The organism is Pelosinus fermentans JBW45 (genome assembly GCF_000271665.2).
Taxonomy (GTDB): domain Bacteria; phylum Bacillota; class Negativicutes; order DSM-13327; family DSM-13327; genus Pelosinus; species Pelosinus baikalensis.
In genome coordinates this window covers 236,534-249,402 of sequence record NZ_CP010978.1, presented here as the reverse complement: position 1 = coordinate 249,402, position 12,869 = coordinate 236,534, and the positions used below count along the sequence as shown (strand labels likewise).

13 protein-coding genes are annotated in these 12,869 nt (G+C 39.0%); 1 reads left to right on the top strand and 12 read right to left on the bottom strand.

Features of this window, described 5'->3' with window-relative positions:
- Window positions 1–37: 37 nt before the first annotated feature.
- From dcuC to JBW_RS00870, 11 genes are all read right to left on the bottom strand, one after another.
- Window positions 38–1,405, bottom strand: coding sequence for a C4-dicarboxylate transporter DcuC (gene dcuC, locus JBW_RS00925; RefSeq protein ID WP_007961124.1), 1,368 nt, complete (start codon window positions 1,403–1,405; stop codon window positions 38–40).
- 94 nt (window positions 1,406–1,499) lie between these two features.
- Window positions 1,500–2,873 carry an adenylosuccinate lyase gene (gene purB / locus JBW_RS00920; protein WP_007961122.1) on the bottom strand — a complete coding sequence of 458 codons (1,374 nt, stop codon included), beginning with the start codon at window positions 2,871–2,873 and terminating at the stop codon, window positions 1,500–1,502.
- A 31-nt stretch (window positions 2,874–2,904) separates the two neighbouring features.
- Window positions 2,905–4,251: an MmgE/PrpD family protein gene (locus tag JBW_RS00915; protein ID WP_007961121.1), complete on the bottom strand. Its 1,347-nt coding sequence runs from the start codon at window positions 4,249–4,251 to the stop codon at window positions 2,905–2,907.
- Between the two features lie 442 nt (window positions 4,252–4,693).
- Entirely contained in the window at window positions 4,694–5,353 is a 660-nt protein-coding gene (locus tag JBW_RS00905) for a GntR family transcriptional regulator (protein ID WP_007961119.1), read from the bottom strand.
- Between the two features lie 216 nt (window positions 5,354–5,569).
- Complete coding sequence (locus tag JBW_RS00900; RefSeq protein WP_007961116.1) at window positions 5,570–6,274, bottom strand: hypothetical protein; 705 nt, start codon at window positions 6,272–6,274, stop codon at window positions 5,570–5,572.
- Window positions 6,274–6,969: an ABC transporter ATP-binding protein gene (locus tag JBW_RS00895; RefSeq protein ID WP_007961114.1), complete on the bottom strand. Its 696-nt coding sequence runs from the start codon at window positions 6,967–6,969 to the stop codon at window positions 6,274–6,276. The genes JBW_RS00900 and JBW_RS00895 overlap by 1 nt, the downstream gene beginning before the upstream one ends.
- Window positions 6,962–7,339 carry a GntR family transcriptional regulator gene (locus JBW_RS00890; RefSeq protein ID WP_007961112.1) on the bottom strand — a complete coding sequence of 126 codons (378 nt, stop codon included), beginning with the start codon at window positions 7,337–7,339 and terminating at the stop codon, window positions 6,962–6,964. Before JBW_RS00890 ends, JBW_RS00895 begins: the two co-directional genes overlap by 8 nt.
- Window positions 7,340–7,566: 227 nt before the next feature.
- Entirely contained in the window at window positions 7,567–8,676 is a 1,110-nt protein-coding gene (locus JBW_RS00885) for an Acg family FMN-binding oxidoreductase (RefSeq protein ID WP_007961110.1), read from the bottom strand.
- A gap of 38 nt (window positions 8,677–8,714) precedes the next feature.
- Complete coding sequence (locus JBW_RS00880) at window positions 8,715–9,302, bottom strand: hypothetical protein (protein WP_144408412.1); 588 nt, start codon at window positions 9,300–9,302, stop codon at window positions 8,715–8,717.
- 73 nt (window positions 9,303–9,375) lie between these two features.
- Window positions 9,376–9,822 carry a MarR family winged helix-turn-helix transcriptional regulator gene (locus tag JBW_RS00875; RefSeq protein WP_007961106.1) on the bottom strand — a complete coding sequence of 149 codons (447 nt, stop codon included), beginning with the start codon at window positions 9,820–9,822 and terminating at the stop codon, window positions 9,376–9,378.
- A gap of 259 nt (window positions 9,823–10,081) precedes the next feature.
- Window positions 10,082–10,984 carry a LysR family transcriptional regulator gene (locus JBW_RS00870; RefSeq protein WP_007961103.1) on the bottom strand — a complete coding sequence of 301 codons (903 nt, stop codon included), beginning with the start codon at window positions 10,982–10,984 and terminating at the stop codon, window positions 10,082–10,084.
- 377 nt (window positions 10,985–11,361) lie between these two features.
- Here JBW_RS00870 and JBW_RS00865 point away from each other — a divergent pair, with 377 nt between their 5' ends.
- A complete protein-coding gene (locus tag JBW_RS00865; RefSeq protein WP_007961101.1) occupies window positions 11,362–12,126 on the top strand; it encodes a TSUP family transporter in 765 nt (254 codons plus the stop codon).
- Window positions 12,127–12,188: 62 nt separating this feature from the next.
- Here JBW_RS00865 and JBW_RS00860 read toward each other — a convergent pair whose 3' ends face one another.
- Complete coding sequence (locus tag JBW_RS00860) at window positions 12,189–12,827, bottom strand: M23 family metallopeptidase (RefSeq protein ID WP_007961100.1); 639 nt, start codon at window positions 12,825–12,827, stop codon at window positions 12,189–12,191.
- Window positions 12,828–12,869: the final 42 nt, after the last annotated feature.

The following is a 12,869-nucleotide window of genomic DNA, read 5'->3' as shown; positions in this document are numbered from 1 at the left end:
CCCTTACTTTTTAAATTTTACTTTTAATTTTTATCACCTATAAAAAGATGATATAAGTAGTAATCATATTCGCAATAAGTCCAATTATGACCGGAATTGCACAACGCTTTGCCACTTGGAAAGGTGATACATCGGCTATGCTAGATATAGCGACAATTGCGGGGGTTATCGGGGATATGCACCGACCAAAACCGGCTGTAATTTCCATTGGCAGTAGTATTAACACAGGATCAACCTTTAGATATGCAGCGATTTTAGGAGCCAAGCCAGCGAAAGCAAAGAAAGAAGCGTTACCTGAGCCCATAATAAACGAACATGCGACCATGATTATGCTAATTATCAAAACCATTGATCTCAGGCCAAAGCCAGCTGCTTGTGCCCCTTGTATCAGAGCATCCACGGCACCAATTTTCACCAAACCCATGGCAAAAGTTTCCGCGCATATGATTAATGAGACTACCACAACAAACTGTTTTCCCATCCCATCAAAAAAAGTCATAATGTTATCCATAACTGGGCGAATATTTCGCAAACGAATAAATTCAAAAATCATAGCGACGATTGTACAAATGAGCATCGCAGTGATAACATTCATTTTAATGGAACTAACGAACAAGGGACAGAATACGATCACTAATATAAGTGGCAAAGTCGGCAAAATTGCGTAGATACGCGGTACTTTTTCCCTAGCAGCAGCTTCCTCAATGACAGGCTTGGAATAATCTGCACTATATCCTTCTCGTCTATCCCACCAAGGTTGGATGAAATAATGAGCAATACCAACCACTATTATCGATGGTATAACAACAGGAAGCTGATATTTAATGAAATACGTCACCGGATCCAGACCAGCAGTATGGGCCGCCAGAATCGCATTTGATGAAATTGGACCAATGTCGGTGAATTTCGCGGTAGCAATGATAGCAACAGCAGTTAACTTACTAAGCCCCGCTTTTATCATAATAGGATACAAAGTCAACATTAATAAGAGACCAAGACCAGCATGACTAGGAATAAACACGTCCACCACCTGACCAATTATATATGCCATCATCATGACAATCATCGGTGAACGTACTAACTTGAGAGGGTATGCAGATACTTCTACCAATGCTTGATTGGCACCGCACTGCTCCATATACCTTACAAATCCGCCAATGGACATGATCGTCAAGCCTAATCCCGCCAGTCTGTCACTCATCATTTTTCTCACGGCTTCAAAGATGTCAAACCAAACGAAACCCGTAGATTGTTTTGCCGGCAGGATCGTTCCTAACTCAAATATAACCGCAAATACCAGTAGAGCAATACCCGCTGCTAGCAATACTCCTTGGGGCTTATATCTTTTGTATAGCATATAACCAACCCAAGCCGTTACCACCACAGACAATGAAAGTCCTAACATTCTTATTCCCCCACCTTTCAATTCAATTTGCAGGAGTTCAAATCGATATAGGCCACGAATGATTTACACATTACACAGGCCAAGATATATGGCATTAAAGTTGTAGGTTCACGGCACGATCTTTCTTAATGTTTTCCACTACATTCTCCACAAATTTACAGCTAAAACCTGTATAGGCGTGAGGATCCAAAATTTGGTCCAGTTCTTCAGCCATAAAATATTTATTTACTCTAGGATCGTCTAAAAGATATTGCTTGAAAGAAGCTTGGTCCTGAAACGCCTTCATAGAAATTTCATATACCACTTCATGAGCTGTTTGTTTGCCGAGTTTCTCTCCCAATTGAAGCATAGCAGCTTCGGACAGCAGCAGCCCCTTTAGAATATCGAGATTCTGTTCCATTTTTTCTTTGTTTACCACTAAACCACTTAGTACCTTCTTGGCTTTTGCCATAGCAGATCCAGCGAAAATAAAGGCCTCTGGCATGACTACCCACTCCACTTTCCAACTAGCTCCATCCCTTTCGTGTTCCTGAATCATAGATTCATGCATCACAAGAAGGTTGCCTTTAACCAACTTAGACATGCTGACCATTCCCTCTGCACCGTTAGGGTTTCTCTTATGAGGCATTGTGCTGCTGCCTACAAGTCCATCTGACCATGGCTCTGCTAATTCTGATAACTCCGTCTTTTGCAAGTTGAGAATCTCGTTTCCAATTTTCCCTAAAGATCCTGTAACTAAGGCCAACATGTTTACTAGCGAAACCACTCTATCTCGACTAACATGCCAAGTAATATCAGGTACCATAAGACCTAATTTACTCATGACTTTTTGCTGTAATTTAAAAGCATGTTCGCCAAAACCAGCCATGGTACCTACAGCACCACCGAGTTGTCCCACGAAATCCCTTTTCTTACATTCTTTCATACGTTCCAAATTTCTGTGAATTTCACTTGCCCATATAGCCACCTTATATCCAAAGGTAATCGGCAGTGCATGCTGTGTGTGACTTCGTCCAGTCATGATTGTCTTTTTATGTTTTTCTGCTAAGTCAATTAGTATTTCTTCAATCTCATATAAATCATCATATATTACATCAAAAGCTCTCTTGGCCGCTATTATAAATCCCACATCAATAATATCTTGAGTTGTTGCCCCCAAATGAATATACTCACCGGTTTTCCCTTCACATTTTCTTTGCAGTTCTCTAAGTATTGGAACAAGAGAATGACCGATCTTGTTAATATCCTGCCTGACTACTGCAAGATCCAAGTTCTCTACTCTTGCTTTTTTTACAATCTCCTGAGCAACTTCAGCTGGAATAATACCTAGTTCTGCCTGACTTTCTGCCAATGCAGCTTCTGCATCCAGCCAATTTTGAATGATCGCTTTATCATCCCAAATTTCTCTCATTTTTGCAGTCAGATAATTATCGCTAAACAAAATTGAATCAATCATGTGACAAGCCATTATATAACCATCTCCTAAATTTAAAATTGTTTTACATTAGGTGCCTCATTAGCATATTTAAATCATCTAGTTTATTAATTCCTAAAATCATCTCCTTAATAGTTTCTACGCTCTGACGCTCTAAGCAGGTACTCGCTAGTGATATGAATTTTTCCTCGACAGCGCCATAGTCTGGAGCATCTTTTGATGAAATAATTTCCTTTGCAATGACTTGGTTGTTATCCATTTCAATCCGAATGCTCGCCCTTCGTTCTCTTGGAAATTTCCTTGTAGCTTCTGGGTCCTCTGTAATTTTTATTTTTGCTGCTATTTCGGCTACAAGTGGATCATTTAGTTTATCAAGGGAAAATTCTTCTAGTGTCACCCTTTTATACAAGAACGCAACAGCTATACAATAAGGTAATGAAAACTTTGCTTCTTCTTCATTGCTGTTTTTAAATTGTCCCGTCAGTTCAACAGCAGTAAGGTATGTCTTTATCTGCACCTGCCTTATGGATTGCGGTAATAAATCATGTTCTTGCAGGATCATAAAAATTAAATCTAATGGCGAGTTGGTATGTCCACAGGATGCATACACTTTAAAGTACGCTGTTCTTGATAAAAAGCTGCTGTCATTTATTTGTTCAAGGATTTTACTATTCTCATTTGAAGATGTTGCCTTAATAAAGCCTTTCTTGCCTCCAAGAATATCTTCAGGTCCTGTAAAACCTTTCATTGCCAATAAAGCCGCTTGAATGCCACTTTGGCAAGCATGCCCAATATTGAGCGCTTTGGCATGTGTCCCAAATGTTTCTCGTGATCCTGCCGCCATTGTCCCTGCAATTCCAAGGGACATAAGAACCCTGTCTCTATCTAGTTTTAGTACACTCGCAGCAGCAGCAGCAGCAGCAAATGTCCCACATGTACCAGTCGTATGCCACATGTGATAATGAGATGGATTGACAGCAATACCCAATCTGATTAACACCTCATACCCCGCAATGATACCTGTTAATAGCTCCTTGCCCGTCTTGTTATATGTTTCTGCTATGGCAAGTGCAGTTGGAACCGTAACTGCTCCAGGATGGGCAATTGCCAGCCTGTGTCCATCATCAACCTCCGCAACATGCCCGATAATTCCATTGGCTAGCACAGCCTGAGAAAGCGGAACTTTTAAACCGCCTTTCAATACCGTTGCCTGGGCGATACCTCCATTTGACTTTACCATTTCCGTTACAATAAGAGATGGTGTATAGTGCGCCCCCACTAATGCACCTCCCAGCCAATCAAGAAGACGATACTTTGCATCTTCAATAATTTCCTCAGGCAAGCTATCATACTGCAGTTCTGATATAAATTGAGCCACTTCAGCCTGAAGGCTCTGCCTTCCTTCTTCCATTTCATCCCCTCATTTCCTTAGATACTCAATATTTTTTATTTGAGCTAAAAACGAATGGAACCTTCGCACGCTCATTTCTTTTTCATTATATATTATATATAATATATAATGAAAGTTGGCAATCCAATTTGAAATTATTAAGACGATAGCAATATGAAAGGCTACAGCCAATTTAAGAACTTGAAATGCTTTTGATTCATTCATCATTTTAGTAAGATCCATAGGATTAACCACACTAAGCTTGACTATTACCACTAAAGCAGCAATATTAAAACAAAATCAATATTTCAAATATATTATATATTCTGATATTATATATAATATATACCTGAAATTATAATCCTGTCAACAGCTTTTTTTACATCCGCTCTTGTTATGGAGGTTAAAAAGCCAACTGTGCTTTATAACCCCAGACTAAATAGATATTCAATATCGTTACTATTTAAGTGTTAAATTGAGAACGTAGATATTGACGCATCTTGTCAAATACTTTCTTTTTATGATCATATACCACTTTTGCCAGCGCCTTGCCATTTCGGTCTTTTATAAATTGTAATATTATGCTGTGCTCCGTATTAGATGTTTCAATTATTTCTGGGAACAGTTGAAATATCATCTGCATTCTTTTCTCAGATTCCATTAATTCAAATATTGTTTTTGTCAGCAGCTCATTTCCACTGGCCTCAATAAATGATTTATGAAATGCTCTATTAAGATCACGGTATTCTGTCACATCACCAGTTTCTAATGCACTTTCCATCTCATAATAATATCTTTCCAATACCGCTATCGTCTGCTCATCAATATTTTCCACAGCTAGTTCGGCTGCTAACGGTTCTAAGAATTCGCGCATAAAGAACATTTCTTCTATTCCTTTTAAAGACATACTAGCAACTCTGGACCCAACATGTGGTGTTGTTTCAACAAATCCTTCGGAAGTTAGTTCCCTCAATGCCTCTCGTACAGGAATATCACTTACACCATATTGATTGGCTATGTGCTGTATCAACAAACGAGTTCCCGGTTTAAGGGTTCCATTAAGTATTTCTTTTTTGATTTCATTGTAAATAGCTTCTGATTTTGTAATCGAAGTAATTGACATTCTTCTTTTACACCTCCATACATATAACATTATTTACACGATAATATATAATATATTATTCTCATTGTCAATATTAGAGTCCATGTTCCTTCAATGGTGCAGACCTACCAGCTAGAAAGAGCTAAGAGGATACGTTCCAGTACCTCATCTGCGTTAAAACTATAGATAATTTAGCGAGGATTTTTTAATGCAGATGAGGTACTAGGTATCCCCACTTTATAAATCTACCTTGTGCTCTAATAGATAGGATGTAGCCATAAATAATATCCCAAAGGTAACAATGTCAAATATCATGCTTCCAACATTCATTGTCATGGTTGTGACAGAATGAATTTGCACCATCTGGGGAAAGAGATTTGCGATTGCCACCGATAGCCCTGTCCTTGCTATGCTTAGCAGAAAGAAAATAATAAAGGAACCTATTTTCCCTACCTTTTTCCCTTTCAAGGCAATTCTTCCAACAACCATGCAAAAATACATAAATGTTAATGTCGAAACGATAGTCCATAGATGCATTAGGATAAAATACAGTAATTCACGTATTTCAACTTGCTGCAAAATAGCATTGAGTAATCTTCCTTGATCAAGTAAACAAAACATGGACACAGACACAATCAAAACAATGCTGATTTGAATCACAGCGGTAATCAGCCTTGATGCCATGATTGAGACACCGGACTGGGGAAGTGTAAATAATAGATAACCTTGGTCATCATACAGATAATCACTCATCAATGTTAACGAAGCTATGCATATAACGACCAGGGCACCGCCCCCTAAGAAACCAGATAGCACAGGTGCTCCAATTTGCCAGGAGTCTACCTTGGTCATTAAGAAGAGATTTCCGATTATAACTGTTAGGCAAATACCCAGTATGGTTAACAACTTTCCTCTTAGTTCATATTTTATAAGATGAAACATTATTGAAACACCTCCCTGTACAATTCATCAATGGATTTATTCTTGTTCAATCGTAATTCTTCTGCATTCCCCTGCAGCACAATTTCTCCGTCAGAGATAAATGCCACCTCATCAAAAATTCGTTCAATATCATTTACAAGATGGGTCGTAATAATCATGGAGCTGTTTTCACTAAAATTATTGATGATAGCATCTAATATTTTTTCTCGGGCAGTAGGATCTACTCCGCCAAGGGGCTCATCCAGTATATACAGCTTAGCCTTCCGGGAAAGCACTAAGGTTAGTTTTAATTTTTCTTTCATGCCCTTTGACAAACTCTTAACACTGCTATTGGCATCTAGTTTCATAAACTCTAGCAGTGCAAAAGCTTTCTTTTCATCAAAGTCAGAGTAAAAATCCTTAAAATATTGAACAGCATCTTTTATTTTCATCCATTTGAATAAATATTCCGTGTCAGGCAGATACGAAACGATAGACTTTGTGTACACCCCAGGTTCTTGGCCATCTATAAGTAGTTTTCCAGAGGAAGGATGCAATATGCCTGCTGCTATTTTTAAAAATGTAGTTTTACCACTGCCATTCGGACCAAGAAGGCCCAGGATTCTTCCTTGTTGTATCGTCAAATTTGCTCCTCGCAATGCTCTTTTATTTAAATAGGATTTACATAAGTTTTCAGCTTCCAATACATTATACATGCTTGTTCACCTCTGTTATATTTTTAGAAATACTCGCAATGATCTCTTCCTCGCTAAACCCCAAACGCTTCATTCGCAGGATAAAAGAATCGATAACTTCCTTTGCCATTTCCTGTTTCAAATCATCTATCATATGCTTTCGCTCCCCCACAAATGTACCCATCCCCCTTTGGGTATAGACAATTCCAAGTCGTTCAAGTTCTTGATAGGCTCTTTGCAGGGTATTGGGATTTACCTTTAAAATCGTTGCCATTTCCCGTACTGAAGGTAATTTATCATTTGCTTTTAACTTTTCTGTAGCAATATCCATCTTTATGCGGTCCATAATTTGTAGATATATGGGCATCTTATCATCAAATTCTAACTCCATACCTTCATCTCCTTAGCTTGCTACATCTCCAGTCCAGTGTATTAGTTAAATAATACACTAGACCATTCTATTTGTCAAAAAAGTTTTTCCCTAATACTATACATTTGGAATACGGTTCAACACCAAAAAGGACAGATTGAATTTTTTCACTCTGTCCTTTGATCATATCCATTATTTTTTATTGATAAACTTATCGCAACTCTACCAGTTGGTGACAACAAGTATCCCTATATGATGATACACTGTAAGGGCATCCTTAGACTCACGGGTTTGGGATAGTCATTTATATAACCAACCCGTAATAGGAGTTGGATCTCCTCTGCAATTCCTAATGTCGACGAGAGCTCATCTCGTATTGCGGTCTCCTCAATCATCTGAGTCATGGGATGAATTGCTATTTTTTTATCTCTTGCTGCAAGCCATATTCGCTGAAGGTTCCGCCCCACATTAATCAATTCCGCAACAGAAGAATCTTTACTCGTAAGGAGCAGCCATCCACTGCCGGTTACTACCTGCTCCCGTATTTTCTGAATGGTTGCTTCACGAAAATGCTTTGCTAATGCAGATTGATGGGAGTAAAAATTCTTAACAAACCATCGTGATATTCCTTCAATTTCCATTGTTTCAGCTGTCAATCCGTTTTGATACTTCTTACTCTCTTCATTAGACCATCGAATCCATTTTGCTAATTCCTCTTGCGTAGAATTTCGATCGGTCTGTATTTTATTTGCTAAAACAGTCCCTTGGGATAGGTACTTACCTTCCTTGCCCTGCCTTGAGAAATAGAAGAACGACTCTTGGTTTTTCCCTGTAAGAAATCGAATATCTTCACTGGATAATTCATTCGTAAGAAAGTTATTTCTTATGGTTCTGCGTAATTGAATCTTCTTAATGTCAAAAGGTTCTGTCTGACCTACTTTATATAGCTGCACATCCACTATTTCTTTATCTTTGGAACTTTGTGCTTTTAGCTGAACCTCTATATCATACCCTTTTGTCCTTGCCGCTACAGCTAGATTTTCTAAGAAAGCACCGATTGAAATCAAAGCTTCCCGATTCTCTGGATCCACAACAGGCAACCACCTGGCAGCATCTATACCGATAAGCCAATGATGACAGGTAATTAACTTTACTGTCCATGGTTGCGTATTATGGCCGCTAGGCGCTAAGGATGCTAGATATAGCAGTTCCATATACTCTTTTTCTGTTTCTTGGACATGATCATAAAAATTGTCTCTAGCTACTTCTTTTAACTGCGCCAAGGAGTGAAACAGAGAAATTCCTCCTGCTGCGGCAAGGCCTGCACCACTCCACTTAATAAATTGCCTCCTATTCATAAGCCACCTCCATGCGGCAGAGACTTTAGCTATACGTATTAATCACTTTTTGCATTTTGATTTACCTTTTGTGCTGCCATGTCAGTCGCTTTATGAATCGCTTCCAGTACCGTTACCTTCTTTCCTACAGATGTATACGGAATGAAGGTTTTATTAGTATCTGTACCTGCCACGTCTTCAGACAGCACATATTGTTTTCTTGCCACATCATATAAACGAATTCTTAATGTAGCATCTGATCGTATCGCCTTATAAAATACAATATCACTAAAATCAGACTTAACCGGCAATATCTCTACGACTAGTACTTGGTCTGCACCTGTCTTCTTAGCCAATTCTAATAACTCTGGCTGTTCAGCCTTCGCTATTTTGTCAATTTCATGGCTACTTTGATTTATCAGCTCACTTTCTTTCATCACTGCAGCCTTTAACTGTTTCTTTAATTGTGTAAATACCTCACTCTGCAGCTGGGTGCCATAAGTTTCTTTCGTTTGATCTACAATAAGCAAAAGAACCTCTTGATTAGATACACTCTGAGTATCATTGGCTAGGCAAGAGAATGATGCCCCAAAATAAATTAAAATGACTAAAAAAACGCTTAAAAAACCAGATATTTTATTCATCATTAACCTCCTTAAATTCATGTCTTTGCATATAGTTAGTTTTATGAAACTAACTATATGTTTATTTTAAACCCGCTTAATTGCGGGTAATATTATTGGTAACTTTATTTAAAAGAAATGTAAAGGTCTTCCTTTCCGTCTCATCCAATGTCTCCATAATGAGATCAGCAAATTGATAGTATCCCAAGTCCTCGATCTGAATTAAATGTTTTCCTTTCTCCGACAAGCGTACATACACGACTCGTAAATCGCTTTGAGATGAAAATTTCTCAACAAAGCCGCGCTGCAATAACTTATTAACTGCAACGGTTACTGTTGATCTTTGCACTCCAAATATTTCGGCAAGTTCGCTAATAGTAGGATTCGTCCGCTCCCTTATTGCATGGAGATAATGCAATTGGGTTATGGATAAATTAAATAATTCCTGACTATTCGGAGTCTGTTCCTTGTGTTTTCGCATACATTCGCGCATTGAGTCTGATAAAACATTGATTGCTTTGACGATTACCTCTTTAGTTGCCATAGCATTATTCCTCTTTAGTTAGTTTCATAAAACTAACTATACGTTATCTCTATCTCACTGTCAAGCTCTAAACCTTACCTAGAACTTAATTGTCAATCAAAATCCCCTGCCGCTTTGTATCAATCCAATGCCTTTACTTGTTCTTATATTATTTTTCAATCTTTTTTAATGGCATCAAGATCTGCACCTGGCTTGACCACAACATAGCATTCACAAGTATGGGCTGTGTTGGAACTGATATCTAGGGCTTTCCCTATTATCAAGTATATTTTGTCAGGTAATCAACTTCTTTGAATATTTCTGCCGCAAAGGCATCAAAAATGGTTATTGCTTCTTTTGTTCTGGATTTCGCAAATTTATGAGTAAGCTTATAGCAGATTCGGTCAGGAGGAGGATCACTCAATCTTTGAATGGTATATGTGTTAGCTGCTGCCGTGGATTGAGCGATGGATAAGGGAACAATGGCCCATTGCTTTGGTGTTCTAAGAAGAGGTAAAACCATAGGTCCGTTGCTTACCTGAATATGAGATGACTGAAAAGGGTCCCACCATTTGTTATGCCAAATCTGATAAGCTGGAAACCATTCATGATACAATTCATCACGGGGATTCAGCTGATCTGGGTCAATATTAGGAGCCCCTAAATGCTCTGGCAAAGCCAAACGGACCACAACCATAGGTTCAGCAAAAAAGGGAGATAGTTCAATATTCTTTATGATTCTCTCATGCAAAACAAAAGCAATATCGATCGTCCGCTGTTCAATTAATGTATAAAGATCTGTTGAATTTTGGGTGTAGATATGTAAGCGCATGGCGGGGTGCTGTTGGATGATCTGCTGATAAATATTGGGCAGCACATGAGTATTTACGCTGTCAACTGCACCAATTGCTAAAGACAACCGAGTACGCGCTTTTAATGATTGAGTTTCTAATAACAATTGAATCCACTTTTCGGCAACTGGAATGAAATCCTCACCCGCAGGAGTAAGAGAGATGGTTTTTAATCCCTTCCCGCGTTCAATCAGAACCAGGTCCAGTTCTTGTTCCAGGTTTTTGAGGCGATGGCTCACGGAAGACTGGGATAGGTGAAGAATTTCAGCAGCCTTTGTTAAACTCTGATTAGAGACAACCGCTAAAAATGCTTGAATGTCATCAATATTCATTATTGCCCCTTTAAGTAAATATTAATTTTTTGCATATTATTAATGAATTTTATTTGTTTTACTTTAAGTATACGCACTGGCTATAATAAATTCAAGAGACAGCACCCAATAAGGTTGTGCAGAATAAAGTCATGAAACGGTTATGGACTTATTTTTGAGGCTGGCAGGATAAGGGGGCGAAGCCATGCGAGCTTGTAGTTTTGTATGTACGATTATCGTTGTATTTTTATGCATTACAGCGGTCTAAATTGGTGGCGTCTTTTTATTGGCGGTTTTATGATTGTTGCCATATGGACAGATTGTGAACGTTGGCTGCGCTATAAGATAAGGCATAGAAGACATGGATAACGTATAGTAAAAATCGGAGGGTAATGTTTATGGATCATATTAGCTTGGAAATGCTTAGTTTTTTATTCGGAGCAGGTTTTGTTGCTGCTTTTATCGACTCTGTTGTTGGCGGCGGCGGTTTAATATCCATGCCAGCACTGCTGATGACAGGACTGCCTCCCAGTGTTGTATTAGGGACTAACAAACTTGCCTCCATCTGCTGTTCCAGTACCAGCAGTATCTCCTTTTTGCGTTCAGGTAAGATGGACCTTGGTTTAGTGAAATATCTTTTCCCCTTATCCCTACTTGGCTCTGTATTAGGAGCCTATACGGTACGGCTGATTCCACCGGAATTTTTAAAACCATTAGTTATCGTTATGTTGATTTTAGTAGCCATCTATACGATTTTCAAAAAGGATTGGGGTGATCAGTCTACTTATAAAGGCATTAGTAAAAGGGTCGGCATCTTAGGAGGTTGCGCTGCTTTCCTACTGGGTTTTTATGACGGATTTTTCGGACCGGGAGCAGGATCATTTCTAATCTTTGCATTTTTAATGCTTGGTTTTGATTTTGTGGTGGCTGCGGGAAATGCCAAGGCCTTGAACCTAGCGAGCAATCTTGGTGCAGTCTCAACATTTTTGCTATTCGGTTCCGTCAATTATGTCTATGGTATCAGCATGGGGATCGCAATGATTTTTGGTGCAATCGTAGGTTCTCGGTTTGCAATTGCCAAAGGTACCACTTATATAAAACCACTATTCATTTCAATGACAACATTGTTAATTGGAAAACAAATGTGGGATATCTTACATTAATTAATAAAATCCTAGAGGAATGCTCAAGCCTTCCTCTAGGATCTTATTAGTTAATCCGATGACTATTGAACCATAAAGCCAATCGGATCCACCGCGTTCCCATTTACTCTGACTTCATAATGAAGATGGGGACCGGTACTTTTCCCTGTGCTGCCCACATAAGAAATGACTTGACCTTTTCTCACACTTTGACCGACGCTTACTATAATGCGGGAATTATGCCCATAAATAGTCGAAATGCCATTGCCATGATCGATCTGCACCATATTGCCATAGCCTCCAGCCGCTCCACTCTGTACAACCACACCATCAGCCGCGACAACAACGGGTGCCCCCATACTATTGGCAATATCCATCCCCGGATGCAATTCACTCCCGCCACCCATAGGAGAATTACGCCAGCCAAAACCAGAGGTAACTTCTCCGCTAGTTGGCCAAATAGAAGGCTTTGTCGCTAACTGATCCGTATTTCTCGCCATTTTTTCAATCTCTTGAACCTGTCCATTGTCTCTATGCCGAATCGGCTCCGGCTCAGGGATTACACGACTGCCAGCACTAATGCTTTGATGATAGTTTGCAAAAAGGATTATCAAAAATATGCTAAGTACGCACATGGAGGAAACAATCCATCGGACAGAGATAAACTTCGTCCACTGGTTGCCTACTTTTTGCGTCTCATGAGGTTCATTCGAAATATGCATTACGATGTATCTCCTCCTTTAAATAAATATAGCCGCCAAAAC